Origin of the sequence: Thauera mechernichensis, from assembly GCF_029588855.1 — a bacterium.
GTDB lineage: Bacteria > Pseudomonadota > Gammaproteobacteria > Burkholderiales > Rhodocyclaceae > Thauera > Thauera mechernichensis.
The window spans coordinates 80,092-105,680 of the sequence record NZ_JARQZE010000005.1; the positions used below are offsets into that span (position 1 = coordinate 80,092).

The 25,589-nt window shown below is 67.7% G+C and carries 23 protein-coding genes; 7 read left to right on the forward strand and 16 right to left on the reverse strand.

The genetic code is table 11. From position 1 onward, the window contains the following. Positions 1 to 4: 4 nt before the first annotated feature. Positions 5 to 1,243 carry a BaiN/RdsA family NAD(P)/FAD-dependent oxidoreductase gene (locus P7F68_RS09120; RefSeq protein WP_277832524.1) on the reverse strand — a complete coding sequence of 413 codons (1,239 nt, stop codon included), beginning with the start codon at positions 1,241 to 1,243 and terminating at the stop codon, positions 5 to 7. 149 nt (positions 1,244 to 1,392) lie between these two features. Between P7F68_RS09120 and P7F68_RS09125 the strand changes: the two genes are divergently transcribed. Beyond that, positions 1,393 to 5,076, forward strand: coding sequence for a DUF748 domain-containing protein (locus P7F68_RS09125; protein WP_277832526.1), 3,684 nt, complete (start codon positions 1,393 to 1,395; stop codon positions 5,074 to 5,076). A gap of 20 nt (positions 5,077 to 5,096) precedes the next feature. Here the strand turns inward: P7F68_RS09125 and P7F68_RS09130 are convergent, their stop codons facing one another. The 8 genes from P7F68_RS09130 to P7F68_RS09165 form a co-directional block, all read right to left on the reverse strand. Next, on the reverse strand, positions 5,097 to 5,606 hold the full coding sequence (locus tag P7F68_RS09130; protein WP_002928295.1) for a DUF3617 domain-containing protein: 510 nt from the start codon (positions 5,604 to 5,606) through the stop codon (positions 5,097 to 5,099). A 154-nt stretch (positions 5,607 to 5,760) separates the two neighbouring features. Next, entirely contained in the window at positions 5,761 to 6,330 is a 570-nt protein-coding gene (sufT, locus tag P7F68_RS09135; protein ID WP_002928297.1) for a putative Fe-S cluster assembly protein SufT, read from the reverse strand. 40 nt (positions 6,331 to 6,370) lie between these two features. After that, positions 6,371 to 6,835, reverse strand: coding sequence for a Fe-S cluster assembly sulfur transfer protein SufU (gene sufU / locus P7F68_RS09140; RefSeq protein WP_277832529.1), 465 nt, complete (start codon positions 6,833 to 6,835; stop codon positions 6,371 to 6,373). Then, the gene (locus P7F68_RS09145; RefSeq protein ID WP_270069871.1) at positions 6,835 to 8,094 is read right to left on the reverse strand and encodes a cysteine desulfurase; all 1,260 of its coding nucleotides are present in this window, start codon (positions 8,092 to 8,094) and stop codon (positions 6,835 to 6,837) included. The genes sufU and P7F68_RS09145 overlap by 1 nt, the downstream gene beginning before the upstream one ends. Before the next feature lie 2 nt (positions 8,095 to 8,096). Continuing rightward, the gene (sufD, locus tag P7F68_RS09150; protein WP_277832531.1) at positions 8,097 to 9,407 is read right to left on the reverse strand and encodes a Fe-S cluster assembly protein SufD; all 1,311 of its coding nucleotides are present in this window, start codon (positions 9,405 to 9,407) and stop codon (positions 8,097 to 8,099) included. Next, positions 9,404 to 10,183 (reverse strand): Fe-S cluster assembly ATPase SufC, encoded by a 780-nt coding sequence (gene sufC / locus P7F68_RS09155; protein WP_002937180.1) that lies wholly within the window; start codon positions 10,181 to 10,183, stop codon positions 9,404 to 9,406. Before sufC ends, sufD begins: the two co-directional genes overlap by 4 nt. A gap of 109 nt (positions 10,184 to 10,292) precedes the next feature. Further along, entirely contained in the window at positions 10,293 to 11,747 is a 1,455-nt protein-coding gene (gene sufB, locus P7F68_RS09160) for a Fe-S cluster assembly protein SufB (protein WP_002937182.1), read from the reverse strand. Continuing rightward, positions 11,744 to 12,226 carry an SUF system Fe-S cluster assembly regulator gene (locus P7F68_RS09165; protein WP_002928308.1) on the reverse strand — a complete coding sequence of 161 codons (483 nt, stop codon included), beginning with the start codon at positions 12,224 to 12,226 and terminating at the stop codon, positions 11,744 to 11,746. Before P7F68_RS09165 ends, sufB begins: the two co-directional genes overlap by 4 nt. Positions 12,227 to 12,351: 125 nt before the next feature. Between P7F68_RS09165 and P7F68_RS09170 the strand changes: the two genes are divergently transcribed. Beyond that, a complete protein-coding gene (locus tag P7F68_RS09170) occupies positions 12,352 to 12,888 on the forward strand; it encodes a sterol desaturase family protein (protein WP_002937190.1) in 537 nt (178 codons plus the stop codon). 37 nt (positions 12,889 to 12,925) lie between these two features. Here the strand turns inward: P7F68_RS09170 and gstA are convergent, their stop codons facing one another. Continuing rightward, the gene (gene gstA / locus P7F68_RS09175) at positions 12,926 to 13,531 is read right to left on the reverse strand and encodes a glutathione transferase GstA (protein ID WP_277832540.1); all 606 of its coding nucleotides are present in this window, start codon (positions 13,529 to 13,531) and stop codon (positions 12,926 to 12,928) included. A gap of 226 nt (positions 13,532 to 13,757) precedes the next feature. Here gstA and P7F68_RS09180 point away from each other — a divergent pair, with 226 nt between their 5' ends. Beyond that, entirely contained in the window at positions 13,758 to 15,200 is a 1,443-nt protein-coding gene (locus P7F68_RS09180; RefSeq protein ID WP_002937197.1) for an MATE family efflux transporter, read from the forward strand. Between the two features lie 17 nt (positions 15,201 to 15,217). Here the strand turns inward: P7F68_RS09180 and dtd are convergent, their stop codons facing one another. Both dtd and P7F68_RS09190 read right to left on the reverse strand, forming a co-directional pair. Continuing rightward, the gene (gene dtd / locus P7F68_RS09185; RefSeq protein WP_277832544.1) at positions 15,218 to 15,667 is read right to left on the reverse strand and encodes a D-aminoacyl-tRNA deacylase; all 450 of its coding nucleotides are present in this window, start codon (positions 15,665 to 15,667) and stop codon (positions 15,218 to 15,220) included. 83 nt (positions 15,668 to 15,750) lie between these two features. Beyond that, the gene (locus P7F68_RS09190) at positions 15,751 to 17,022 is read right to left on the reverse strand and encodes a bifunctional O-acetylhomoserine aminocarboxypropyltransferase/cysteine synthase (protein WP_277832546.1); all 1,272 of its coding nucleotides are present in this window, start codon (positions 17,020 to 17,022) and stop codon (positions 15,751 to 15,753) included. A 172-nt stretch (positions 17,023 to 17,194) separates the two neighbouring features. Here P7F68_RS09190 and P7F68_RS09195 point away from each other — a divergent pair, with 172 nt between their 5' ends. Continuing rightward, positions 17,195 to 18,385, forward strand: coding sequence for a class I SAM-dependent rRNA methyltransferase (locus P7F68_RS09195; RefSeq protein ID WP_277832548.1), 1,191 nt, complete (start codon positions 17,195 to 17,197; stop codon positions 18,383 to 18,385). Positions 18,386 to 18,522: 137 nt separating this feature from the next. Next, on the forward strand, positions 18,523 to 19,011 hold the full coding sequence (locus P7F68_RS09200) for a hypothetical protein (RefSeq protein ID WP_277832550.1): 489 nt from the start codon (positions 18,523 to 18,525) through the stop codon (positions 19,009 to 19,011). Positions 19,012 to 19,025: 14 nt separating this feature from the next. On the opposite strand, the gene P7F68_RS09205 is transcribed toward P7F68_RS09200, so the two are convergent. After that, entirely contained in the window at positions 19,026 to 19,673 is a 648-nt protein-coding gene (locus P7F68_RS09205) for a pyridoxamine 5'-phosphate oxidase family protein (protein WP_002928334.1), read from the reverse strand. 93 nt (positions 19,674 to 19,766) lie between these two features. Between P7F68_RS09205 and pdxR the strand changes: the two genes are divergently transcribed. Then, positions 19,767 to 21,254 carry a MocR-like pyridoxine biosynthesis transcription factor PdxR gene (pdxR, locus tag P7F68_RS09210; RefSeq protein WP_277832552.1) on the forward strand — a complete coding sequence of 496 codons (1,488 nt, stop codon included), beginning with the start codon at positions 19,767 to 19,769 and terminating at the stop codon, positions 21,252 to 21,254. Positions 21,255 to 21,288: 34 nt separating this feature from the next. On the opposite strand, the gene P7F68_RS09215 is transcribed toward pdxR, so the two are convergent. From P7F68_RS09215 to P7F68_RS09225, 3 genes are all read right to left on the reverse strand, one after another. Continuing rightward, complete coding sequence (locus tag P7F68_RS09215) at positions 21,289 to 22,386, reverse strand: NADH:flavin oxidoreductase/NADH oxidase (protein ID WP_277832554.1); 1,098 nt, start codon at positions 22,384 to 22,386, stop codon at positions 21,289 to 21,291. Between the two features lie 54 nt (positions 22,387 to 22,440). Next, entirely contained in the window at positions 22,441 to 23,598 is a 1,158-nt protein-coding gene (locus P7F68_RS09220) for an iron-containing alcohol dehydrogenase (RefSeq protein WP_277832556.1), read from the reverse strand. Positions 23,599 to 23,689: 91 nt separating this feature from the next. Continuing rightward, positions 23,690 to 24,277, reverse strand: a complete 588-nt coding sequence (locus P7F68_RS09225) for a TetR/AcrR family transcriptional regulator (protein WP_002937225.1) — start codon at positions 24,275 to 24,277, stop codon at positions 23,690 to 23,692. A 125-nt stretch (positions 24,278 to 24,402) separates the two neighbouring features. On the opposite strand from P7F68_RS09225, the gene P7F68_RS09230 reads away from it, so the two are divergent. Next, entirely contained in the window at positions 24,403 to 25,581 is a 1,179-nt protein-coding gene (locus P7F68_RS09230) for an MFS transporter (protein WP_002928342.1), read from the forward strand. Positions 25,582 to 25,589: the final 8 nt, after the last annotated feature.

The following is a 25,589-nucleotide window of genomic DNA, read 5'->3' on the forward strand; positions in this document are numbered from 1 at the left end:
GGTCTCAGGCGGCTAGCCCGCAGGCCACGCCCGACGACCACGCCCACTGGAAGTTGTAGCCGCCCAGGTGCCCGGTGACGTCGACAACCTCGCCGATGAAGTACAGGCCAGGTACCTCGCGCGCCTCCAGCGTCTTTGACGACAGTGCGCGGGTATCGACCCCGCCCAGCGTGACCTCGGCCTTGGCGTAGCCCTGGGTGCCCGAGGGCGTCAGCTGCCAGCCCGACAAGGCGGCGGCGATCGTGCGCAGCTCGGCGTGGCGGTACTGGTTGAGCGGGCGCTGCCAGTCATGCAGTTCGCACCAGGCGTGGGCGAAACGCCGCGGCAGGCGTTCGGCGAGCAGGTTGGCGAGCAGCGTCTTGTCCTGGGCGTGTGCCAGCAGCCAGTCTTCGGCGTCGACGCCGGGCAGCAGGTCCAGGCTGACCGGGGCCCAGTCACCGGCATCGTAGGCCTGTTGCTGCCAGTAGCTCGACACCTGCAGTATCGACGGGCCGGACAGGCCACGATGGGTGACAAGGGCGGCCTCGCGGAACACCGGGCCGCGGCACTGGGCCCCCACCTCGAGTGAGATCCCCGCAAGCGGTGCGAGCAGTGCGAGCGTTTCCGGCGGCAGGGTCAGCGGCACGAGGGCAGGGCGGGGCGCCACCACCGGCAGGCCGAACTGCTCGGCCACACGGTAGCCGAAGGGGGTGGCGCCGATCTTGGGGATGGCCAGGCCGCCGCTCGCGATGACCAGGCTGTGGGCGGAGAAGCTGCCCTGCGTGGTGGCGACGACAAAGCGCTCCGCTTCGTCGCCGCTGCGTGCGACGCCTTCTACCGTGGCGGGCATGGCCCACTCGACGCCGCCGTCATCGCAGCGCGCGCGCAGCATGTCGATGATGTCCTGCGCAGAGTCGTCGCAGAACAGCTGGCCCCAGTCGCGCTCGTGATAGGCGATGCCATGGTGCTCGACGAGTTCGATGAAGTCGCGCGCACCATAGCGCGACAGCGCCGAGCGCGAGAAATGCGGGTTGCGGCTCAGGTAATTGTCGGCACTGACACGGCGGTTGGTGAAGTTGCAGCGCCCACCCCCGGAGATACGGATCTTCTCGGCGAGCCGGGTCGCGTGATCAACCAGCAGCACGCTGCGGCCACGCAGGCCGGCAGTCGCTGCACACATCATGCCTGCAGCACCCGCACCAATGACGATGACGTCGAAACTGCGCCGGCCGGATTGCGGAAATGGCTTGCTGGCGTGCTTCACGGCCTTACCTGTGGCTGCAAAGCGGCGCAGAATACGCCTTGTTCCGCAGTGCGGCAATCAGGAGCGGCCTTGGCCGGTCATCAGCATGACCTGCATGCTTCAAGCTTCTGAAGTCATCCAACAAATTCAGGACCCAGAGGAGTACACACATGCCCGATCCCACGACCGACCCGAATCCGGCCTCTCTCAGCGGTCGCCGGCCTCGTCGGGCGCTGTGGCTCGGCGGCGGCCTGCTCGCACTCGCCGCGCTGCTTTACCTGGTCGTGCCGCCGCTGGCGCGCCAGCAGGCGGAGACGATCCTTAGCGAAAAGCTCGGCCGCGAGGTCCGTGTCGAGCGTGTGCTGATCAATCCCTTCCGCCTCACGGCCGAGGTCGGTGGCTTCAGTGTCAAGGAGGCCGATGGCAGCGCCGATGCGCTGGCGTTCGAGACCCTGCGTGTGAATCTCGAGCTGGAGTCGCTCGTTCGGGGCGGGGTCGTACTGCATGAACTGGCCCTGATCGGGCCGAGACTGCGCGTGGCGGTCGATGAGCAGGGCGGACACAACTGGGCCGACGTCATCGAGCGCTTGGCTGCGCTTGGCGGTGAGGACAAGGGCGATGCCGGCCCGATGCTGTTCTCGGTGGGCAACATCCGCATCGCGGGCGGGCTGCTCACGGTGGACGACAAGGCGCGTGGACTCACGCACGAGCTGAGCGAGATCGGACTGGGTGTGCCATTCCTCTCCAACCTGCCGGTGCGTGTCGATGTGTTCGTACAACCCTCGCTGTCGGCCAAGCTCAACGGTGATCCCCTCCTGCTCAGTGCGCGCACCAAGCCTTTCGCGGATTCGCACGAGACGATTCTGGATGTGGTGCTGCAGCAGTTCGACCTCGCGCCCTGGCTCGCCTACCTGCCGGCGGAAGTGGGGGTGCGCCTGCCGTCTGCACTGCTCACGACCAATGTCGAGATCTCCTTCCGCCAGCCAGCGGGGGCAGCCCCTGAGCTGGCGCTGCGTGGGCCGCTCAAGCTCGAACAGGTCGTGCTGCAGGATCGCGATGGCGCTCCGCTTGCCAAGGTGGCCGAGGCTGAGCTCGAGTTCGCCGATGTGCAGCCGCTGATCGGCCGTTGGCAGTTCACCCGGCTGCGGCTTGCACAACCCGAGGTGGATGTCATCCGGCGAGCCGATGGCAGCCTCAACCTCGCTGCGTTGATGCCGCCCGCGCACGGGGCGACGACTAGTGGCGCGGCAGCCGTGCCGGCGGAGGGCGGTGGCCAGCCTGCACCCGCTGCCGCATCTCCGGCACCGGCGGTGGATTTCCTGCTTGCGCTGGCGCGCGTCCGCGATGGCGTGATCCGCTTCGAGGACCAAGGCGTGGGTGGCCCGTTCCGCATGCGCATCGAAGCCATCAACCTCGACATGCGCGACCTTGCCAGCAGTGGCGATCTGCCCGCCGAGCTGCGGCTCGACTATCGCACTGACGCGGGTGAGCAGTTCGTGCACGAAGACCGGCTGCGGCTCCAGCCCTTCGAGTTTGCCGGGCAGACTCGATTCGATGCGTTGCAGCTCGCCCGCTATGCACCTTACCTGGCGGCTGCGCTGCCGGGTGGCGAGTTGCGTGCGGGGACGCTGTCGGGGGCGGCGAACTACCGCGTCGTGCTGGGTGAGGATGGGCAGCCGAAGGTGGACCTGAGCCTCGGTACGCTTGCATTGCGCGAATTTGCGTTTGCCCTGAAGGGCGCCAAGGAGCCAGCAGTTCGGGTGCCTGAACTCGACCTGAGCGAAGCGGTGCTCGACCTCGAGGGGCGCAGGCTGCGGCTGGGGGCGCTGGACGTCAAGGGGGCGGCGGTGGCCGCAGTGCGACTGCGCAACGGTGATCTCGATCTGGTGCGGGCGCTGTCGGGCCCGGCTCCCGAGCCCCGCGCCGCTGCAGGCAGACGGAAGCAGCCCCAGCCGCCGCCTCAGCCCGATTGGGTGGTGGAGCTCGACAAGCTCGCGCTCAAGGCAGCGTCGCTGCGCTTGGAGGATCGTAGCGTGGGGCGCCCGGTGGTTACCACGATCGACGACATCGATTTCGAGCTCGAGGGCTTTTCGAGTGCAAAAGGGAACACCAGCCAGTTCAAGCTCGACTCGCGGCTCAACAAGCGTGGCCGGGTGGCGGTCTCGGGGCCGCTCTCGCTGACGCCGCTGAAGGCCGAACTCCGGCTCGACCTGCGCAGCGTCGACCTCATGCCCCTGCAGCCCTATGTGCTCGAGCAGACCAAGATCGCGATCTCGCGCGGAAATCTCACCACGCAGGGCCGGCTCAACCTGCAGACCGGGCGGCGGGGACAGTTGCTGGCGAGCTTTCGCGGTGACCTCGGGGTGGCCAACTTTGCCTCGGTCGACCGCCTCAACGCGACCGACTTCGTGCGCTGGCGCACCCTGCGCGTCGGCGGCATCGATGCCCGCCTCGAGCCCTTCTCACTGGCCATCCGGCGCGTGGCGATCGACGACTTCCATACCCGGCTCATCCTCGACGAGGAGGGGCGCCTGAACCTGCGCGAGATCGGTGGGGGCGGGTCGCAAACGGCAGCCACGCAGTCCGCGCCACCGACCTCCAGCGCTGGGGGGAGCTCAGCTGCCGCGTCGTCAGTGCAGGGCCCGGATGCGGTGGCGGCAGACGGGCCGCCTCCGCCGCCAGTGCGTATCGACCGCATCGAGATCAAGCGTGGCAATGTCGCGTTCAGCGACCGCTTCATACGGCCGAACTACGACGCCAACCTGACCGGCCTTGCCGGCGAGATCGTCGGCCTGTCGACCTCGTCGGACACCATTGCCCGGGTCGAACTGAGCGGAGAGGTGGACAAGACCGCGCCGCTGTCCATCAGCGGCGAGCTCAACCCGTTCCGCCAGGACGCCCATCTCGACATCATCGCCAAGGTCAAGGACTTCGAGCTCACCGGCCTGTCCAGCTACTCGGGCAAGTATGTTGGCTACGGTATCGCACGTGGCAAGCTGTCCGCCGAGCTCAACTACAAGATCGAGGACCGCAGGCTCACCGCCACCAACCAGATCTTTCTCGACCAGCTCACCTTCGGCGACAAGGTCGACAGCCCGGATGCGGTCAACCTGCCGGTCCAGCTCGCCGTGTCGCTGCTCAAGAACAGCCGTGGCGAGATCGATCTGCACCTGCCGGTGAGCGGCACCCTGGATGATCCCGAGTTCAGCGTGTTCGGCCTGGTCGTGAAGATGTTCTTCAACCTGATCGGCAAGGCCATCACCTCGCCCTTCACCCTGCTCGGCGCGGCGTTCGGCGGTGGCGAGGAGTTGTCGCATCTCGAGCTCGCGCCCGGTAGCGGTCGACTGGATGAGGCCCAGCAGGACAAGCTCGCCAAGCTGGCGCAGGCCTTGGCCGAACGTCCTGCGCTGCGGCTCGACGTGATTGGCCGTGCCGACCCCGCCTCCGACCTCGACGGCCTGCGCCAGGCCGGGTTGGACAATGCGCTGCGGGCGCAGAAGCTCAAAGCGCTGATCGCACGTGGCGAGGAGGCGCCGTCTCTCGACGACATCGAGGTTGGCGCAGACGAGTATCCGGCCTTGCTCGAGAAAGCCTACAAGGCGGCCGACATCAAGAAGCCGCGCAACCTCGTCGGCCTGGTGAAGGATCTCCCAGCCGCCGACATGGAGGCGCTGCTGCGCGCCAGCGTGAGCGCGTCGGAGGCGGAGTTGCGCGCACTTGCCCAACGGCGCGCACAGGCTGTACGCGAGTGGATGATTGCGCAGGGGGGCATCCCGGGCGAGCGCATCTTCGTGCTCGAGCCCAAGGTCGAGCCCGTGGCCGAGGGCGGCCAGGTGCAGTTCTCGCTGCGCTGAACGGGCTGCAGTGGTGGCGCTCAGCGCAGCTTCACGACGGGCTCGCCGAGGTTGAGGTTGCCGACGCCGTCCTTGCCCTGAATGAGCATCTTGCCGACCGGATGTTCCGCCTTGCACGGCGACAGGCGGCGTCCGTCCATCTCGAAGCGCGCCAGCTCGACACCGTCGAGCGGCGGGGAATAGGTGGCGGTGAGTTCGCCGTGGTAGTTGTACTCGAAGTCGCCGGTGAAGCGCGCCTCGATCCGGGCCTGGCTCCCCCGCACCGTGCATTCGGCGCGGTAGTAGCGGTAGTGCGCGTCCTTCGACCACGATTCGCCGCTGCAGGCCGGCTCTTCGTGCCCCGGGCGGCGCAGGATCGGCGCGGGCGTCGAGCCCAGGCAGACATGGAAGCTGGCGACCCCGGCCGCCTCGGTGGCCGGCGCCGTGTTGATCAGCCACAAGCCCGGCAGGCGTGCAGGGGCGTCGATCGGGGTTGCCGCGAGGGCTGCGGTGCTGGACAGGGTGGCAATCAGGAGCAGGACTGGGCGCATGGCCGGTCTCCGGGGGGACGGGTTGATGGGGTCGAAACCTAGCGGCGACAGCTTATCAGGCGTGTTCCGGCAGGCGATTTGAGCCAGCGCAAGAAGTGCGCGCCCGTGCAACCAGGGGCAGGGTCTGGTGCATTCGGAGGCCTTGCCCCGCCCCCTACAGCATCCCCATTTCCAGGCGTGCCGCCTCGCTCATCATTTCCCGGCTCCAGGGCGGATCCCACACCAGGCTCACCGTCGCCTCCGCAACGCCGGGGATGGTCAGCAGCTTGTCGCGCGCTTCGTCCGCGATCAGCGTGCCCATGCCGCAGCCCGGCGCGGTGAGGGTCATGTTGACGGCAAGGCGGAAGCGCCCATCTGCCAGCGCTTCGGCCGTGCATGCGTAGACCAGGCCGAGATTGACGATATCGATCGGTATCTCGGGGTCGTAGCAGGTGCCGAGCTGTTCCCACGCCGCGCGTTCGATGCCTGCAGCGTCGAGTGCGCCGTCGGCAGCGGGCGGGGGTGGCGGGGGCAACTGTGGTTCGAGGCCGAGCGCGTCGGCGTTGCGCTCATCGATACGGTAGAGGTTGCCCCCGCTCATGACCGTGATCGAGCCGCCCAGGCGCTGGGTGACCAGCGCGTAGCTGCCTTCCTCCAGCGTCTGGGGCTGGCCCCAGGGCACGCTCACCGCCGCGCAGTCGCGCTGCAGGATGCGGGTGTCGGTTTCGCCGTAGCGTTCGCCCATGATCTGCTCCTGTGCCGCCTCATCGGTTGGCGGCCTTGGTTCATTCGGTATGTGCCGTGGATGCCTCACCGGTCAAGGCGTTGTGCAGCGTGTGCCAGGCCAGGGTGGCGCACTTGACCCGCGCCGGAAACTCGCGCACACCGGCGAGTGCGGCGAGCTTGCCGAAATCGCGCTGCGGGCCGGGCTCGTCGCGCGCTGCGGTGAGCAGGGCGTGGAAGTCGCGAAACAGCGCTTCCACCTCGGCAAGCGGGCGGCCCTTGACCGCCTCGGTCATCAGCGACGCCGAGGCGGTGGAGATGGCGCAGCCGTGGCCGACGAAGCTGGCGTCATGAACGATGCCATCGGATACCTGCAGGTAGACCGTGAGCTGATCTCCGCACAGGGGGTTGTGGCCGTCGGCGTGGCGGTTGGCGCCGGGCATGGGGCGGTAATTGCGCGGGCTGCGGTTGTGATCGAAGATCACCTCCTGGTAGAGCTCGCGCAGCATGTCGTCCTTGTCGTTCATCACGCGCCCCTGGTGCCGAACATGCGTTGCGCCTTGTGGATGGCGGCGACGAGCGCGTCGATGTCGGCCGGGCTGTTGTAGAGGGCGAATGAGGCGCGCGCAGTGCCGGGGATCCCCAGGCGTGTCATCAGCGGCATCGCACAGTGGTGGCCGGCGCGGATCGCCACGCCTTCGCTGTCCAGGATGGTGCCGAGGTCGTGCGGGTGGATGCCATCGACCAGGAAGGACAGGATGCCCGCCTTGTTGGCCGCCGTGCCGACGAGGCGCAGCCCGCGGATGTCGGCGAGCGCGGCGGTGGCTTGTTCGAGCAAGGCGTGCTCGTGGGCTGCGATGCGTTCGAGCCCGATGCCGCGGACGTATTCGATCGCCGCGCCGAGGCCGACCGCACCGGCGATGTTCGGGGTGCCGGCCTCGAAGCGTTGTGGCGAGGGCGCAAAGGTGGTGTGCTCGAAGGCGACGGTGCGGATCATGTCGCCGCCGCCTTGCCAGGGCGGCATGGCGTCGAGCAGCGCGCGACGGCCGTAGAGGGCGCCGATGCCGGTCGGGCCGTAGAGCTTGTGCCCGGAGAAGGCGTAGAAGTCACAGCCGATGGCTTGCACGTCGACCGTCGTGTGGGCGACGGCCTGCGCACCGTCTACCAGGACGACAGCCCCTGCGGCGTGCGCCTTGGCGGTCAGCTCGGCGACCGGCAGCACCGTGCCGAGCGCGTTCGACACATGGGTGATCGCGACCAGGCGGGTACGCTCGCCGAGCAGGCCGTCGAAGGCGAGCATGTCGAGCTCGCCATTGATCTCCACCGGCACGACCTTGAGCACCGCGCCGGTCTGCTCGCACAGGAGCTGCCAGGGCACGATGTTGGAGTGGTGCTCCATGTGGGTCACCAGGATCTCGTCGCCCACCGTGAGACGTGGCCGCCCCCAGCTCTGTGCGACGAGGTTGATCGCCTCGGTGGTGCCGCGGGTGAACACGATCTCGTCTGCGCTGGCGGCATTGAGCAGCCCTTGCACGCTCGTGCGCGCAGCGTCGTAGAGCTCGGTCGCATGCTGGGACAGCCAATGCACGCCGCGGTGGATGTTGGCGTTCGAGTGGCGGTAGAAGCCGCGCTCGGCCTCGATCACGGCATCGGGCTTCTGCGTGGTTGCGCCGTTGTCCAGGTAGGCCAGGCGCTTGCCGTGCACCGGCCGCGACAGGATCGGAAAGTCGGCCGCGCGCTGCAGCAGGGCAGGGCGGGTGGCCGGTGCGCTTTGAAGGGTGTGCATACTCACTGCAGGGCCTCCATCCGTGCGCCGCCCGGCAGGCTCGACAGCAGCAGGCCACGGCCGCGCTTGCGCACGGCGGCGTGGGCGATGCGTTCGATGACCTCGGCGGCAAAGGCATAGGTCAACAGTTGGCGCGCATGGTCGGTGTCGATGCCGCGCGCGCGCAGGTAGAAGAGGGCGTCCTCGTCGATCTGGCCGACAGTGGCGCCGTGGGCGCATTTGACGTCGTCCGCATAGATCTCGAGCTCTGGGCGGGCGTCGGCCTCGGCCAGCCTGGACAGCAGCAGGTTGTCGCAGCGCTGTATGGCATCGGTACGCTGTGCGTCCTGGGCGACGATGATGCGTCCGGCGAACACACCGCGCGCGTTGCCGTCGACCAGGCCACGGTAGTACTCGCGGCTGGTACCCAGCGGCCTGGCATGCTCGATGAGCGTGTGATGGTCGACATGGCGCCTGCCATCGACGTGATACAGGCCGTTGAACAGTGTCTCGCAGCCTTCGCCGGCGAAGCGGGTGCGGATGTCGTTGCGCGCCAGGCGGGCGCCGAAGGACAGCGAGTGCGAGGCGAAGTAGGCGCCGCGTGCCTGTTCGGCTTCGATCTGCGCGAGATGGATGGCTTGCGCGTCCTGCTGCTGCAGTTTCACGTGGGTGATGCGGGCGTCCTGCGCCGCCTGCACCCGGGTGACGATGGTGCCGAGCGTGGCGCCGCCGCCGACATGGTGCTCGACAACCGTTGCCTCTGAATTGGCATCGGCCACGATCAGGTTGCGCAGGTGGGTGTCGGCCGCGCCGGTGGCGCCGATGAACACCAGGTGCAGCGGTTGCTCGAGCGCGGTGCCGCGCGCCAGATGCACGAAGGCGCCGTCGCTGCATAGCGCCAGGTTCAGTGCGTAGGGGCTGACGCTGTCGTCAGCGCTGCCGAAGGCGGCCTCGGCCGCATCGGGGGCGCTGTTCAGCGCCTCCGACAGTGCGCCTGCCTTCACGCCGGCCGGCAGCATGCCGGTAACCGACAGGGCTGGCGCGAACCGTCCGTCTACGAACACCAGCCAGTGGTCGCCCTCATCGAAGGCCGCGCGCAGCGTGGCCAGTGCGAACGCAGGGTGGGGGGCAAACTCCGGCGCCGCCAGCGCCTGCTGATCGAGGAACGCGAGCGAGGTGTGGCGCCAGCCTTCCAGCCGGCTCGTCGGCCAGCCGAGATCGGCGAAGCGCGCGATCGCGTCGGCGCGGCGACGCGCCAGCCAGGGCAGGGCAGCGCCGGGCAGCTGGCTGGCGCGCTCGCGCTGGCGGGCGACCCAGGCGTCGATCGTGCTCATGACCGTGCTCCTGATGCAGCCGCGGCGGCCTTGCCGTCGGCGTCGATCCAGCCGTAGCCGTGCGCTTCCAGCTCCAGCGCCAGTTCGCGACCGCCCGAGCGCACGATGCGGCCCTGCGACAGCACGTGCACCTTGTCGGGCACGATGTAGTCGAGCAGGCGCTGGTAATGGGTGATGACGATCATCGAGCGCTCGGGCGAGCGCAGACGATTGACGCCCTCGGCGACGATCTTGAGCGCGTCGATGTCCAGGCCCGAGTCGGTCTCGTCCAGCACTGCGAGCCGGGGTTCCAGCAACGCCATCTGCAGGACTTCGTTGCGCTTCTTTTCGCCGCCGGAGAAGCCCTCATTGACCGAGCGGTAGAGGAATTCCTCCTTCATGCCGACCGCCTTCATCTCGGCCTTCACCCGCGCGAGGAAGTCCATCGCGTCGTACTCGGGCAGGCCGCGGTGGCGGCGCACCGCGTTGACCGCAGCCTTGAGGAAGTAGGCGTTGGACACGCCGGGGATCTCGACCGGGTACTGGAAGGCGAGGAAGAGCCCGGCGCGCGCGCGTTCCTCGGCAGGCAGGGCGAGCAGGTCGGTGCCGTCCCAGTCCACGCTGCCGTCGGTGACGGTGAAACTGTCGCGCCCGGCGAGCACCTGGGCCAGCGTGCTCTTGCCCGAGCCGTTGGGGCCCATGATGGCGTGCACCTCGCCGCTGCCCACCTCCAGGTTCAGACCCTTGAGGATGGCCTTGCCGTCGACTGCCGCGTGCAGGTTGTTGATCTTCAGCATGTTTTCTCTCCCGATTTCAATTCCATATCTCGCCTGAGGCCCCTGCACGACAAGCGTGCGGCTACCGGCTCCTACGAGGACCTGCGGGGCCGATCTATCCCATTTCGGTTTAGCCGACGCTGCCTTCGAGGCTCACGCCCAGCAATTTCTGCGCTTCCACAGCGAATTCCATCGGCAGTTCCTTGAACACCTCGCGGCAGAAGCCATTGACGATCATCGACACAGCGTCCTCTGCACTGATGCCGCGCTGCATCGCATAAAAGAGCTGGTCCTCGCCGATGCGCGAGGTGGTGGCCTCGTGCTCGACATGCGCTGTGGGGTGGCGTACCTCGATGGTGGGGAAGGTGTGCGCCGCGCAGCGATCGCCGATCAGCAGCGAGTCGCACTGCGTGTAGTTGCGCGCACCTTCCGCCTTGGGCGTGACGCGTACCAGGCCGCGGAACGTGTTGCTGCCGCGCCCGGCCGAGATGCCCTTGCTGAGAATGGTGCTGCGGGTGTTGCGCCCCATGTGGATCATCTTGGTGCCGGTGTCGGCCTGCTGCAGGTTGTTGGTCAGCGCCACCGAGTGGAAGTCGCCCACCGAGTCGTCGCCGCGCAGGATCACGCTCGGGTACTTCCAGGTGATCGCCGAGCCGGTCTCGACCTGCGTCCAGGAGATGTGCGAGCGCGCGCCGCGACAGTCGCCGCGCTTGGTAACGAAGTTGTAGATGCCGCCCTTGCCGTCCTTGTCGCCCGGGTACCAGTTCTGCACGGTGGAATACTTTATCTTGGCGTCGTCGAGCGCGATCAGCTCCACCACCGCGGCGTGGAGCTGGTTCTCGTCGCGCATCGGCGCGGTACAGCCTTCGAGATAACTGACCGAGGCGCCTTCCTCGGCGATGATCAGCGTGCGCTCGAACTGGCCGGTATCGCGGGCGTTGATGCGGAAGTAGGTCGACAGCTCCATCGGGCATTTCACGCCCTTGGGGATGAAGACGAAGGAGCCGTCGGAGAACACTGCGGAGTTGAGCGCAGCGTAGAAGTTGTCGCCCGGCGGCACCACCGTGCCGAGGTACTGGCGCACCAGCGCCGGGTGCTCCTTCACCGCCTCGGAGAACGAACAGAACACGATGCCGTGCTCGCCCAGCTCCTTCTTGAAGGTGGTGGCCACGCTCACCGAGTCGAACACCGCATCCACCGCCACGCCAGCCAGGCGTGCGCGTTCGTGCAGCGGCACGCCGAGCTTCTCGAAGGTGCGCAGCAGTTCCGGATCGACCTCGTCCAGGCTCTTGGGGCCGTCCTTCTTCGACTTGGGTGCCGAGTAATAGACGATGTCCTGGAAGTCGACCGGCGGAAACTGCACCGCGGCCCAGAGCGGCGGCGTCATCGTCAGCCAGTGGCGATAGGCCTCGAGCCGCCAGTCGAGCAGCCATTCCGGCTCGCCCTTGCGCGCCGAGATCGTGCGGATGACGTCTTCGGACAGCCCCTTGGGCACGGTGTCGGTCTCGAGCCGGGTTTCGAAGCCGGCAACGTAGTCCTGCTCCAGAAAGGCACCGAGTGCTTCATTTCTCGTGGGGGCGTTCATGCTCGCTTCTCCTTGTCGGTGGCTACTGCGTGCGGGCCGAGGATGAGGTGTTCGTCCGGACCCTTGCCGCAGCCCTGCGGCTGGATCATGTCGGCGACGCTGACGTCCTGGAGTGCGTGGCGCACCACCTTGTTGATGCGAAGCCAGTTGTCACGGATGCGGCAACCGTCTTCCATATTGCACAGGCCGCTGCTCGCACTGCACTCGGTGAGCCCGAAAGGGTGCTCCTCGAGTGCGTCGATGATTTCGGCGACGCTGATCTGCTGCGGCGGGCGCGCCAGGCTGTAGCCGCCCTGCGCGCCGCGCTGACTGGTGACAAGCGCACCGCGTCCAAGCGTCTTGAGGACCTTGCTGACCGTCGGCACTCCCAGCCCAAGCGCGTCGGCCAGCCCCGCGGCGCTGAACACCCTGGCGGGGTCGCGGGCCATGTGGGTGAGGATGAGCGTGCCGTAGTCGGTGAGCTTGCTGATGCGCAACATGTCTGTGGGTTCCGGGGTCTGTGTTTAAAGAGTACGAAAATGGTGCGATATAGTCAAGCGCTGCAGTCTATAAAGAAAGGAGTGCGATCCAACCTCGTCCTTCTCAAGTGGAGGCCTTGCTGCCGATGCGCCACATCACGCGCTTCGAATGGCCCTATCCCGTCTCACTTGCATTCCCGTTGCTGGGTCTTGCTGGGCTCGTGGTGTGGTGGCCTGTGTCGCTCTGGCGCTGGCCAGCCCTTGTCGGCGCGCTCGCCGGCCTGGCTGGCTGGACCCTGCTCGAGTATGTCCTGCACCGTTTCGTGCTGCATCGCATCGAGCCCTTTCGCACCTGGCATCTGGCCCACCACGCCGACCCATCGGGCCCGATCCGGGTGCCGGTAGCCTTCAGCCTGGGGTTGTTGCTGGCGGTCCTGGGCGTGCCTGTGCTGCTGCTCGGGGCGGACGGGATGGCCGGCCCAGTGTCCGCGGGGCTGCTGTTGGGGCAGGTCGTGCAGGAGAGCGTGCATGTGAGGCTGCATGCACCGGCTGATGCAGGCGCGGGGCTGGCGCGCCTGTGTGCGCATCACGCCTACCACCATCAGTGCGACGCCGAGCGGGCGTTCGGGACGCTGACCTTGTTCTGGGATCGCTGTCTTGGCACCGCACCGCCCGCACGGTGAGGGAGAAGGCGGCGGGGGGCGGATGCGGTGGAGGGGCTCAGCCGAGGCTTTCGGTCTTCAGTACGGCCTGGACTGCCGGACGCTCGGATACACGTGCCACAAAGGCGCTCAGGTGAGGCCACTGCGCGAGGTCGAGCTGGATATAGCGCGCCCAGCTCAGGACGGTGAACAGATAGGCGTCGGCGACGCTGAAGTCATCGCCCATCAGATACGTCTTGCCGGCCAGTTGGGCGTCGGTGTAGCCCAGCCGGCGTTCGAGGTTGGCGCGTGCCAGCGCCTTCCAGTCGTCCTTTGCGGCCGGGTTGAAGAACGGGCTGAAGGACTTGTGCAGCTCGGTGGCGATGAAGTTGAGCCAGCCCTGCAGCTGATAGCGGGCGATCGTGCCGTTGGCGGGGGCGAGCTTCCTGCCGGGGGCGTGGTCTGCGATGTACTGCAGGATCGCCGGCCCTTCGGTCAGCAGCACGCCGTCGTCGAGCAGCAGGGCAGGGACGTAGCCCTTCGGGTTGATGACATTGAAATCTTCGTTCTGGGCCGTGCGCTTGGTCTTGAGGTCGACCGATTCCGTCTCGTAGTCGAGTCCGGACTCTTCAAGGGCGATGTGCGGGCTCAGCGAGCACGCGCCGGGCTTGAAATAGAGCTTCATGGGGGCTGTCTCCACCAGGGGGAAGGAGCTGCCTATTATGCCCTTGCAGGCATTCCCGAGGCACCGGTCGCGGGCTCACCGCCGGTACGTCTGTGCGCTTGAACCTCGAGCCAGTCCGGCTGTACCCTGGCCGCCCGCAGTCGCAGTGTCGCGGCGTGGCTCAACCCTTGAAAACCTCACACCCCTGGAGCTCCGACATGATCCCTGCGTTGCAGCGGGCGGTGGTATGACCTCGCGCGAGACGGCTCCGGAGGCTGAAACGCATAGGCTCCCTGGCGGAGCACCCACGAGCCTGTGGGCCGACCTGCGCGCCGCGCTGCGCGGCACCAACGCCGACTACACGCGCATTCCGCTCAAGCGCGCGGTGTTCCTGCTGGCCGTGCCGATGATGCTGGAGCTGGTGCTCGAGTCGACCTTCGCAGTGGTCGACATCTTCTTCGTCGCCAAGCTCGGCTCGTCGGCGGTGGCGGCCGTCGGCCTGACCGAGACCTATCTGTTCCTGCTCTACTCGATCGCGATGGGGCTCGCGATGGCGGTCACGGCGATCGTCGCGCGGCGGGTCGGCGAGCATCGGGGCGACGAGGCCGCACTGTCGGCGGTGCAGGCCATCGCGGTGGCGGTACTGGTGTCGCTGCCGTTTGCCGTGGTGGGTATCGTCTGGGCGCAGGATCTGCTGCGCTTGATGGGGGCGGACGCCTGGGCCGTCGAGCACGGCTACCGCTACACCCAGTGGATGCTCGGCGGCAACGCGGTGATCATGCTGTTGTTCGTCATCAACGCCATCTTTCGCGGTGCGGGCGATGCTGCGGCGGCGATGCGCGTGCTGTGGGTCGCAAACGCCTTGAACATCGTGCTCGATCCGATCCTGATCTTCGGCCTCGGGCCGATCCCGGCGCTCGGCATCGAGGGCGCGGCGATCGCAACCAACATCGGCCGTGGCGTGGGCGTGCTGATGCAGCTGTGGATCCTTGTGCGCGGCAGCGAACACTTGCGTATCTGCCGAGCCAGCCTGCGCTGGCATGGTGCCACCCTGATGCAGATCGTGCACACTTCGCTGGGCGGCATCGGACAGATGATCGTTTCGATGACGGCGTGGATCTTCCTGATGCGCATCCTCGCCAGCGTATCGACCGAAGCGGTTGCCGGGGCGACGATCACGATACGCATCATGATGTTTACGCTGATGCCGGCCTGGGGCATGTCCAACGCTGCGGCCACGCTGGTCGGGCAGAACCTCGGCGCGGGCGAGCCCGAGCGCGCAGAGGCCGCCGTGTGGCGTATCGGCTGGATGAACATGGCCTTCACGCTCGCCGTGTCGGTGGCCTTCTTCTTGCTCCACGACGAACTCGTCGCACTGTTTTCCGATGACCCTCAGGTCATCGCCATCGGTGGCGAATGGCTGGCCATTCTGGCGTATTCCTACTTCGTCTATGGCTGGTGGATGGTGTCGGTGCAGGCCTTCAACGGTGCGGGCGACACGATGACGCCGACCTGGATCAACCTCGTGTTCTTCTGGCTGATCCAGATCCCGCTCGCCTGGGCGCTAGCACTGCCCCTGGGGTGGGCGCACTCGGGTGTGTTCTGGGGGGTGTTCGTGTCGGAGACCGCGGTCGGGCTGTTTACGCTGTGGCTGTTCAGCCGTGGCCGCTGGAAGACGGCAAAGGTCTGATGATGGGGGGCTGATGATCAGGCGGGCGGCGCAATCCGCAGCGGAATCGTCACCGGCCCGTCGTTGACCAGCTCCACCTTCATGTCGGCGGCGAAGCGCCCGGTCTGGACGACGGGATGCGCCGCCTGCGCCCGGGTGACGAAATGTTCGTACAGCGCCTTGCCGGCGTGAGGGTCGGCGGCGTTGGTGAAGCTCGGGCGGTTGCCGCCCGCGGTGTCGGCAGCGAGGGTGAACTGGCTGACGATCAGCAAGCCGCCTTCCACATCCTGCACCGAGCGGTTCATCTTGCCTGCGGCGTCGGAAAAGATGCGCAGCTTCAGCACCTTGGCGAGCAGTTTGTCGGCCTCGGCGGGGGTGTCGGCGCGCTCGGCGCACACCAACGCGAGCAGGCCTGGGCCGATCTCGCCGATTGTTTCACCGTCGACGATCACGCGCGCTTCGGAGACGCGTTGCAGCACTGCGAGCATTCGGGCTCCTCAACAAATAGGACGCCACCCGGAGGTGGCGTCGAAAGCGATTGCGGCCGTCGCGCTGGCGACGGCAGGTGGGGTCAGACCGCGGCCAGCGCCTGCTCCAGGTCGGCGATGATGTCGTCGATGTGCTCGATGCCGATCGACAGGCGCACCATGTCGGGCGATACGCCGGCCTTGGCCAGTTCCGCCGGCGACAGCTGGCGATGGGTGGTCGAGGCGGGGTGGCAGGCGAGTGACTTGGCGTCGCCGATGTTGACCAGGCGGGTGATGAGCTTGAGGGCGTCCTGGAAGCGGCCGCCGGCTTCGAGCCCGCCCTTCACGCCAAACGACAGGATGCCCGAGGCGCGGCCACCCATGTATTTCTGCACCAGGCCGTGGTCGGCGTGGTCGGCCAGGCCTGCATAGTTCACCCAGTCGACCTTGGCGTGCTTCTTCAGGTACTCGGCCACCTTGATGGTGTTGGTGCAGATGCGGTCCAGGCGCAGTGCCAGCGTTTCGATGCCCTGCAGGATCAGGAAGCTGTTGAACGGCGAGATCGCCGCGCCGGTGTTGCGCAGCGGTACGACGCGCGCACGGCCGATGAAGGCCGCTGCGCCGAGCGCTTCGGTGTAGACCACGCCGTGGTAGGACACGTCCGGCTCGTTCAGGCGCTTGAAGCGCGCCTTGTGCTCTGCCCACGGGAACTTGCCCGAATCGACGATGATGCCGCCGATCGAGTTGCCGTGGCCGCCGAGGTATTTGGTGAGCGCGTGCACCACGATGTCGGCGCCGTGCTCGAAGGGGCGGCACAGGTAGGGCGAAGGCACGGTGTTGTCGACGATCAGCGGCACGCCGGCCTTGTGGGCGATCTCGGCCAGGCGGCCGATGTCGGTGACGTTGCCCAGCGGGTTGCCGACCGATTCGCAAAAGATCGCCTTTGTACGCTCGTCGATCAGCGCAGCGAAGCTCTCCGGGTCGCGGTAGTCGGCGAAACGCACCTGGATGCCGAACTGCGGCAGGGTGTGGGCGAACAGGTTGTAGGTGCCGCCGTACAGCGTCGACGCCGAAACGATGTTGTCGCCGGCTTCGGCGATGGTCTGGATGGCGTAGGTGATCGCCGACATGCCCGAGGCCACGGCGAGCGCGCCGATGCCGCCTTCCAGTTCGGCGACGCGCTGTTCGAGCACCGCGGTGGTCGGGTTCATGATGCGGGTGTAGATGTTGCCCTGCACCTTGAGGTCGAAGAGATCCGCGCCGTGCTGGGTGTCGTCGAAGGCGTACGAGGTGGTCTGGTAGATCGGCACCGCGACGGCCTTGGTGGTGGGGTCGGGCGAGTAGCCGCCATGCACGGCAATGGTTTCGAGCTTCATGTGTCAGGTCTCCCCTACGGTGAAAGTGCCGGGGAGTATAGCCATCGCATGGGGGATATCGAAATAGCGGAACAATCCAGGGCGCTGCCTCAAGCGTGCGCTCGCTATGGGCCAATGCCGCATGACCCGGTACACTCCGCGGCCTGACTTACGCGATATCACCCGGAACCCCATGGCCCAACTCATCCTCAAGCCCGGCAAGGAACGCTCGCTGTTCCGCCGCCACCCCTGGATCTTCGCCGGGTCGGTCGACCGTCTCGACGGCCGCGCGCGGCCGGGCGACACGGTGACGGTGGTGACGGCCGAGGGCAAGGCGCTGGCGCGCGCGGCGTGGTCGCCCGAATCGCAGATCCGCGCGCGGGTGTGGAGCTTCGACGCCGAGGCGGCGATCGACCATGCCTTCTTCAAGCGTGCGGTAGCGGCTTCGGTCGCGCGCCGCTCCGCGATTCCCGCGCTGAAGGGGCAGGAAGGCGTGCGCCTGATCCATGGCGAATCCGACGGCCTGCCCGGGGTGATCGCCGACCGCTACGGCAATGTCGTGGTGCTGCAGCTCACCAGCGCGGGCGCGGACAAATGGCGCGAGGCCATTGTCGCCGGGCTGGTGCAGGCCACCGGCTGCGCGGCGATCTACGAGCGCTCGGACTCCGAAGTGCGCGGCCTGGAAGGCCTCGAACCGCGTACCGGCTGCGTGCATGGCGAACTGCCGGCGGGCGGGCTGACCATCGTCGAGAACGGGGTGCGCATGGAGGTGGACGTGGAAGGCGGCCACAAGACCGGCTTCTATCTGGACCAGCGCGACAACCGCCTGCTGACCGGCCAGCTCGCGGCCGGGCGCGAGGTGCTCAACTGCTTCTGCTACACCGGCGGCTTCTCGCTGCAGGCGCTGGCCGGCGGGGCGAAGTCGGTGCTGTCGATCGACTCCTCGGGGCCGGCGCTGGCGTCGGCGCAACGCAACCTCGCGCTCAATCCGCAGCTCGATGTCAGCCGCGCCGAATGGCACGAGGCCGACGTGTTCAAGGCGCTGCGCGCGCTCAAGGACGAAGGCCGCAGGTTCGACCTGATCGTGCTCGATCCGCCCAAGTTCGCGCCTTCAGCCGCACACGCCGAGCGTGCCGCGCGTGCCTACAAGGACATCAACCTGTTCGGTTTCCGACTGCTCAACCCGGGCGGCATCCTGATGACCTACTCCTGCTCGGGCGGTATCGGCCAGGAACTGTTCCAGAAGATCGTCGCGGGCGCGGCCAACGACGCCGGTGTCGATGCGCGCATCATCTACCGCCTGGCAGCCGCACCCGACCATCCGATCGGGCTGGCCGTGCCCGAAGGCGAGTACCTGAAGGGGCTCGCCTGCCAGGTCGGCTGAGCCGGCGCTTTGACGCAAAGTCGAGGCGGCATCAGGCGGCAAGGACGTCGGTGCGCATTGACTTGGTCGTGTCCGATCGTCCGCCCTCAGGCATCATGGCGCCCCTCACTCCCCGATAACCGGAAACAAGGCTCCGCATGTACCCCATTCACGATACCGACGCCCAGCTGCTGCTGGCCACCTTCATGGCTTCGAAGAGGCGGCCCGCGGCGCTGGCGGAGATCGTGGCTGCCGCCGAGTTCATGGGCTGCCCCGTGACTGCACCCAGGGCATGGGTGAGTGCATTCGAGCAACTCTCCACGCATGGCCTGCTGGTGGCTGCGGGCGACGGCTACGCCCTTGCCCCGGCCGCTCAGGAGATGGCATCCGGTCTGCCAAAGAAGGCGGAGAGCGATGAGCGTGTCTTTCTCGTGCGTGAGAGGCTGTCTGCCTACAAGGCACCTGCCTCGAGCGCGGCCGTCGTCGTCAGCGAGGCGCAGTTCGAGGCCGCCCTTGCGGCGCATGCCGCGCTCGCACAGCAGGGTGGCAAGAACCTGCTGATGCCCAAGCCCAAGCGCGATGACGACGACCGCCCGCGCCGTCCGCAAGGCCGTCGTCCCTTTGGTGGCCCCCGCCGTCGCGCCTGACGCCGCGCCTGCATTCAGCCGAAGCGGGTCGCCGGCACGCGCTCGCCGACGCTGTCGGCCTCCGTCAGCGGCTCGCCAGTTGCCGTGCGGAGCGGGATCACGCCTGCCCACACCGGCCAGTCGAGATCTTCCGCATCGTCCTTGACGCCCCAGTCGCGCACCTTGGCCGAGGCCTCGGCTAGCGCGATCCGCAGCAGGCCGGTGGCGTTGAGTTCCTTGTCGGAGATCGGGCGCAGCGTGTCCCAGCGGCCGGGGTAGAAGCCTTCGATGAAGGCGCGCAGGCTGCCGAGTTTGTGTGCGGGGTCGGTCACCAGTTCGAAACGGCCATAGATGACCACCGAGCGGTAGTTCATCGAGTGATGCATCGCCGAACGCGCCAGTACCAGCCCGTCGGCCAGTGCGATCGTCACACAGGCCTCGCCTGCGGTCAGCGCCTTCAGCATGCGCGAGGCCTTGGCGCCGTGGATGTAGAGATGATCGCCCTCGCGCCAGTGGATTGTGGGGATCGCATGCACGACGCCGTCGATCTGGAAGGCGACGGTACAGATCATGGCCGCGTCGACGATGGCGGCGACCGTGCTCGCATCGTAGTGCGCGCGCTCGGGCAGGCGGCGGATGCGGGCACGGGAGGATGGGGCGGCGGCTGAGGCGGATTGGGGCATGGCAAGGTGCTCGCAGTGGTTTCGATGGCGCCATCCTAGGGTATCGGTGGTACCTTGCGTGGTGCCACAACGACCACTCTCAATGGAGCCACGATGGAGTTCGACTGGCTGCTGGCCATGCTCTCGCCCGAGACCGTGCCTGGGACCACGCCCGGTGAGGGAGGTGGCGCGGGCGCCGAGGCCATCCCGCGCCAGCGCATGCTCTATCTGCGTTTGCGCGAGGCTGTGCTGGCGGGGCGGCTTCCCGCCGGGACGCGCCTGCCAGCCAGCCGAAGCCTGGCGGCGACGCTGGGTATTGCGCGCAACACGGTGCTGTTTGCCTACGAGCAGCTGGTTGCCGAGGGCTGTCTGGTCGCCGACCGTCAGGGCACCTGCGTGGCGCCGCTGCCGGCGCCGTGCGCGGCGCGACCGGCTGCAGTGGCGGCCACGAACGCGCCAGGGCTTGCCGAACGGGCCGCGCTGGCGGTGCGGCGCGAACCCGCGCGTGATGCCGAGGCGTTACCGTTCTCGCCCGGAGTGCCGGATTTGGGCGCCTTCCCGTTCCGCAGCTGGCGCGCCTGCCTGGAGCGTGCGTGGCGCGATGCCGGCTGGCGCCAGCTGGGCTATGCCGCACATGGCGGTGATGCGCTGCTGCGAGAGGCACTGGCGGGCCATCTCACCAGCGTACGAGGCTTGGCCGTGGCAGCCGGGCAGATCGTCGTCACCAGCGGCACGCAGGCTGCGCTCGATCTCTGCGCGCGCTTGCTGGCCGATCATGGCGACACGGCATGGGCTGAAAACCCGGGCTATCTCGCCGCCCGCGTAGCCTTCGGGCTGGCCGGGCTGCGGGTGCATGACGTTCCCGTCGATGCACAGGGAATGGCCCCGGAAGAGGACGACTGGGGCCGCCATCGGCCGCGTCTGATCATGGTGACGCCTTCGCACCAGTATCCCAGCGGCCGCGTAATGCCGTTGTCGCGCCGGCTGGCATTGATCGAGCGTGCCCGTGAAGTCGGGGCGTGGATCATCGAGGACGACTACGACAGCGAGTTCCGCCGCGCCGGCCCGGCGCCGCCCGCGCTGTTCGGCCTGCAGCCCGATGCACCGGTCGTCTACGCCGGCACCTTCAGCAAGACGCTGTATCCCGGCCTTCGCCTGGGCTACCTGGTGCTGCCGCAAACCATCGCGGCCGACTTCGTTCATGCCGCAGCGCTGGCCACGCGCGCGGGGCAGGGCATCGAGCAGCGTGCGCTGGCCGACTTCATCCGGCGCGGCCACTATACAACCCACCTGCGCCGCATGCGTGCGCGCTACAACGGCCGGCAGGCGGCGCTGCGCTCGGCCATGCAGCGAGTCTTCGGACAGGACGTTGAGCTGTCCGGAGGAGAAGCCGGGCTGCATCTGGTGATGCGCCTGCCCGACGCTGTTGCCGACGTGGCGGTGGCGCAACGCGCCGCCGTGCTGGGCCTGGGCGTGAGGGCGCTGTCCGCCTACGCCAGGCCACCCGTGCGCTGCAACGGGCTGGTGCTGGGCTACGGCAACCTGGATGAGGACAACGTCGCCGAGGCCGTACGCCGCCTGGCGCTGGCGGTCGGCGGCTGAGCGCCTCGCCGCCGACCGTGGGCTATCCCGTGGCTCAGCGGGTGCCGTAACGCTCCAGCCAATGCGCGTACGGTGCAGGCAGCACCCAGGTGGGGCGGTCGATCTTCAATGCGCGCGCGGCCTGCATCGGCCAGTGCGGATTGGCGAGATGGGCACGGCCGACCATGACGAGGTCGAGCTGGCCCCTGGAGACCGTACCATCGGCGATCTGCGGATCGTCGATGCCCCATGCCGCGGCGACGGGCAGACCGGCCTCGGCGCGAACACGGCCGGCGATGGGGGCGAGGAAGGCCGGGCCCCAGGGGATGTTGGCCTGCAGGGTCGAGAAGCCGACGCTGACGCTCAGCAGGTCGAGCCCGCCCTGCCTGAAATTGCGTGCGAGCTCGATCGACTCCGCCAGCGTTTCCTCGTCGCGGTCGTCGTATTCGATGACGCCGAAGCGCGCGGTCAGCGGCAGGTGCTCGGGCCACACCTCGCGCACGGCGGCGAGCGTCTCGAGCAGGAAGCGGCCGCGGTTAACCGCGTTGCCGCCGTAGGCGTCGTCGCGCTGGTTGGCATGTACCGAGAAGAAGCTCTGGCCGAGGTAGCCGTGGGCGAAGTGCAGTTCCAGCCATTCGAAGCCGGCGTCGCGTGCGCGGCGGGCGGCAGCGACAAAGTCGGCGCGCACGCGGGCGATGTCGTCCAGCGTCATCGCCTTGGGCGCTTTCGGCAGGTGGGCGCCGAAGGCAAGGGCCGAGGGCGAGATTGTCGCCCAGCCGCGCGGGTCGCCCTCGGCAATGTGGTCGTCGCCCTCCCACGGGCGGTTGGCGCTGGCCTTGCGGCCGGCGTGGCCGATCTGGATGCCGGCTACGGCGCCGGCCGCCTTGATGGACGCGGCGATGGGGGCGAGCGCCTCGGCCTGGGTGTCGTTCCACAGACCCAGGCAGCCAGGCGTTATCCGGCCCTCCGGCGAGACGGCGGTGGCCTCGACGATGACGAGACCGGCGCCGCCGCGTGCGAGCGCCGGGTAATGCACCGCATGCCAATCATTGACGACGCCATCTGTGGCCATGTACTGGCACATCGGCGGAATGGCGATGCGGTTGCGCAGGGTGACGTCCTTGAGCCTGAAGGGCTGGAACAGTGCGGTCATGCGTGATCCTCTCCTGGGGTTCTTGTGTGAGTCGTATGGGGCTGGGGGCAGTGCTTAGAAGCAGGCCTCGAGGATGCGGCGGCTGGCGGCGAGGTCGATGTCTCGGTGTTCGCCTAGTGCGGTCATGCCGTGGGCTTCGAGCTGGGCGACGATGCGGTCGACCGCGTCGGCGCCGATGCCGTAGGCGGACAGGCGGGTGTCGACGCCGAGCGATTCGAAGAAGGCACGCGTGCGGGCGATGGCGGCGTCGATGCGCTCGTCCTCGCTGCCGGCGTGGATGTCCCACACGCGCGCTGCAAACTGCAGTAGCTTGGCGCGCTTGGCTTCGCGACGCAGATGGAGCAGGCTGGGCAGCACGACGGCCAGGGTCTGAGCGTGGTCGAGGCCGTACAGCGCGGTGATCTCGTGGCCGATCATATGGGTCGCCCAGTCCTGCGGCACGCCGGCGCCGATCAGGCCGTTGAGGGCCTGGGTGGCGGCCCACATCAGGTTGGCGCGCACATCGTAGTCTTCGGGCGTGGCCAGTGCCTGCGGGCCGACTTCGACCAGCGTCTGCAGCAGGCTTTCGGCGTAGCGGTCCTGCACAGGGGCGTTGACCGGGTAGGTCATGTACTGCTCCATCACATGCACGAAGGCATCGACCGCGCCATTGGCGATCTGACGCGGGGGCAGGGTGAAGGTCTTGACCGGGTCGAGCACCGAGAAGCGCGGGAACACCAGCGGGCTGCCGAAGCCGAGCTTCGCCTGCAGCGACTTGCGGGTGACGACCGAGAAGCAGTTCATCTCCGAGCCGGTGGCGGGCAGGGTCAGCACGCAGCCCATGGGCAGCGCCTGGGTGAGGTGCTTGGCGCGCGTTTCCAGAATCTCCCAGGGCTCGTTCGGGTAGTTGACTGCGGCGGCGACGAACTTGGTGCCGTCGATGACCGAGCCGCCGCCGACCGCGAGCAGGAAGTCCAGCTTGTCGCGGCGGACCTGCTCGACCGCAGCCATCAGGGTTTCGTAGGACGGGTTGGGTTCGATGCCGCCGAAGCGCTGCACGGTGCGCGCGCCCAGGGCGGCTGCGACCTCTGCGAGGGTGCCGTTGCGTTCGGCGCTGCCACCGCCGTACAGCACCAGCACGCGGGCGTCGGCGGGGACGAGATCATCGATGTGCGCGATGCTGTCCTTGCCGAAGACGATGCGGGTAGGGTTGTAGTAGTCGAAGTTCAGCATGTGGGCTCCTGTTGCCGCCTTGGGTGTGGCCTCATGTGCGGCCTTTGAGAGGTAGGAATTAGACTGGTCGTCTAGAGTTCGGGGAAAATGATCAGGGCTCGAGCAGGTCTTGGGTGGCCGCCCAGGCGTGTTCGAGCGGGCTTTCGTCGCGGTGCAGTTTGGCGAGCAGGCTGGCACCGAGCCAGAGCTGGTACAGCATGCTAGCCGTGGCCAGCGGATCGAGCGCCGGCAGCGAGCCGTCGGCGACGCCGCTCGACACGCAGCCAGCGAGGCGGCCGATGATGCGGTCGGTGCCGTCGCGCAGCGTGAGTCGCATCGCTTCCGACAGGTCCGCCACCTCGGCGCCGAGCTTGACCACGAGACATTTCTGTTCGTCGCAGTTCTCTTGCCCCTGCGTACTGCGCCACTGGCCGAAATAGCGCAGGAGCTGCGTCTTGCCGTCCAGCCCGGGCATGCCGAGCAGGGTGTCGAGTTGGCCCAGGTAGTTGTCGAAGTAGTCCTGCAGCAAGGCCTGGCCGAAGGCCTCCTTCGACTTGAAGTAGTGATAGAAAGAGCCCTTGGGCACGTCCGAGGCCTGCAGCAGTTCCGCAAGACCGACGCACGAGAAGCCCTTGGCCGCAATGATGCGGTTGCCGGTATCGAGGATGTGCTGACGGGTATCGGTGTGGCGCGAACTCATGGAGGCGGATCATACGTGCTACTAGACCGGTCGTCTAGATCTGGCCGAGTTGGCACGCCGAGGCACGACGTCCGTCGCATTAAGCGATACAGTTCCATCCCCAATCAGAAAACAACAAATTGCTCATGAAGAAGAACCTCTGGCTGCTGGCCATCGCCCAGGGCCTGTTCCTGACCAACAACGTGGTCTTCATCGCCATCAACGGCCTGGTGGGCTTGTCGCTGGCGCCGGTGGCCTGGATGGCGACCCTGCCGGTCATGGGCTACGTGGTTGGCGGCGCGCTGTCGACCGGCCTGGTGGCCCGTACCCAGCGGCGCTGGGGGCGGCAGGTGTCCTTCCAGCTGGGCCTGGCGGTGGCCTTCGTGACCGCGCTGCTGTGCGCCTTTGCGCTGTCGATCGGCAGCTTCTGGCTGCTGGTGGCAGGCACGCTGGTGGCGGGCTACTACAGCGCGAACGGTCAGCTCTACCGTTTTGCTGCGGCTGAACTGGCGCCGGCCTCGTTCCGCGAGAAGGCGGTGTCGCTGGTGCTGGCGGGCGGCCTGATCGGGGCGGTGATCGGCCCCAACCTGGCCAACTACACCCGCGAGTCGATGGGCGCCCCTTTCCTGGGCTCTTACCTCGCGCTTGCCGTGGTGGCGCTGGTCTCCATGGCGGTCATGCGCGGCATCGCGTTTCCGCCCGAGCCGGCGCGCAAGGCGGGTGCAGACGGCGGCCGCCCGCTCGCCGAGATCATGCGCCAGCCGGTGTTCGTCGTGTCTACGATGGGGGCGGCGCTGGGCTATGGGGTGATGAACCTGCTGATGGCGGCGACGCCGCTGGCGATGGACGTGTGCGGCATGCCGTTCTCGGATGCTGCGCTGGTGCTGGAGTGGCACGTGATCGGCATGTTCGCCCCTGGTTTCTTCACCGGGCACCTCATCAAGCGCTTCGGCGTGCTGCAGATCATGGGCGTGGGGGTTGCGCTCAACTTCGCCTGCATCTTCGTAGCGCTGTCGGGGCAGGACCTGCACCAGTTCCTGATCGGCCTGTTCCTGCTCGGCGTGGGCTGGAACTTCCTGTTCACCGGCAGCACCACGCTGGCGATGCAGGCCTACCGGCCGGAAGAGAAGGACAAGGCACAGGCGGCGATCAACTTTGCGGTGTTCGCAGTCATGGCGCTGACCTCGTTCGCCTCGGGCGCCCTGGTCACGACCCAGGGCTGGGCGCTGCTCAACCTCGGTTCGCTGATCCCGGTAGGGCTGACGGGCGCGGCCCTGGTGTGGCTGGCGCTGCGCCAGCGGCGCGAGGCGGCGCAGGCGTCCTGATTGCGGCG

Excerpts from the sequence above, each read along its gene's own strand:
- P7F68_RS09125 (WP_277832526.1), top strand. The coding sequence starts at position 1,393 with ATGCCCGATCCCACGACCGACCCGAATCCGGCCTCTCTCAGCGGTCGC.
- P7F68_RS09130 (WP_002928295.1), bottom strand. The coding sequence starts at position 5,606 with ATGCGCCCAGTCCTGCTCCTGATTGCCACCCTGTCCAGCACCGCAGCC.
- sufT (WP_002928297.1), bottom strand. The coding sequence starts at position 6,330 with ATGGGCGAACGCTACGGCGAAACCGACACCCGCATCCTGCAGCGCGAC.
- sufU (WP_277832529.1), bottom strand. The coding sequence starts at position 6,835 with ATGAACGACAAGGACGACATGCTGCGCGAGCTCTACCAGGAGGTGATC.
- P7F68_RS09145 (WP_270069871.1), bottom strand. The coding sequence starts at position 8,094 with ATGCACACCCTTCAAAGCGCACCGGCCACCCGCCCTGCCCTGCTGCAG.
- sufD (WP_277832531.1), bottom strand. The coding sequence starts at position 9,407 with ATGAGCACGATCGACGCCTGGGTCGCCCGCCAGCGCGAGCGCGCCAGC.
- sufC (WP_002937180.1), bottom strand. The coding sequence starts at position 10,183 with ATGCTGAAGATCAACAACCTGCACGCGGCAGTCGACGGCAAGGCCATC.
- sufB (WP_002937182.1), bottom strand. The coding sequence starts at position 11,747 with ATGAACGCCCCCACGAGAAATGAAGCACTCGGTGCCTTTCTGGAGCAG.
- P7F68_RS09165 (WP_002928308.1), bottom strand. The coding sequence starts at position 12,226 with ATGTTGCGCATCAGCAAGCTCACCGACTACGGCACGCTCATCCTCACC.
- P7F68_RS09170 (WP_002937190.1), top strand. The coding sequence starts at position 12,352 with ATGCGCCACATCACGCGCTTCGAATGGCCCTATCCCGTCTCACTTGCA.
- gstA (WP_277832540.1), bottom strand. The coding sequence starts at position 13,531 with ATGAAGCTCTATTTCAAGCCCGGCGCGTGCTCGCTGAGCCCGCACATC.
- P7F68_RS09180 (WP_002937197.1), top strand. The coding sequence starts at position 13,758 with ATGACCTCGCGCGAGACGGCTCCGGAGGCTGAAACGCATAGGCTCCCT.
- dtd (WP_277832544.1), bottom strand. The coding sequence starts at position 15,667 with ATGCTCGCAGTGCTGCAACGCGTCTCCGAAGCGCGCGTGATCGTCGAC.
- P7F68_RS09190 (WP_277832546.1), bottom strand. The coding sequence starts at position 17,022 with ATGAAGCTCGAAACCATTGCCGTGCATGGCGGCTACTCGCCCGACCCC.
- P7F68_RS09195 (WP_277832548.1), top strand. The coding sequence starts at position 17,195 with ATGGCCCAACTCATCCTCAAGCCCGGCAAGGAACGCTCGCTGTTCCGC.
- P7F68_RS09200 (WP_277832550.1), top strand. The coding sequence starts at position 18,523 with ATGTACCCCATTCACGATACCGACGCCCAGCTGCTGCTGGCCACCTTC.
- P7F68_RS09205 (WP_002928334.1), bottom strand. The coding sequence starts at position 19,673 with ATGCCCCAATCCGCCTCAGCCGCCGCCCCATCCTCCCGTGCCCGCATC.
- pdxR (WP_277832552.1), top strand. The coding sequence starts at position 19,767 with ATGGAGTTCGACTGGCTGCTGGCCATGCTCTCGCCCGAGACCGTGCCT.
- P7F68_RS09215 (WP_277832554.1), bottom strand. The coding sequence starts at position 22,386 with ATGACCGCACTGTTCCAGCCCTTCAGGCTCAAGGACGTCACCCTGCGC.
- P7F68_RS09220 (WP_277832556.1), bottom strand. The coding sequence starts at position 23,598 with ATGCTGAACTTCGACTACTACAACCCTACCCGCATCGTCTTCGGCAAG.
- P7F68_RS09225 (WP_002937225.1), bottom strand. The coding sequence starts at position 24,277 with ATGAGTTCGCGCCACACCGATACCCGTCAGCACATCCTCGATACCGGC.
- P7F68_RS09230 (WP_002928342.1), top strand. The coding sequence starts at position 24,403 with ATGAAGAAGAACCTCTGGCTGCTGGCCATCGCCCAGGGCCTGTTCCTG.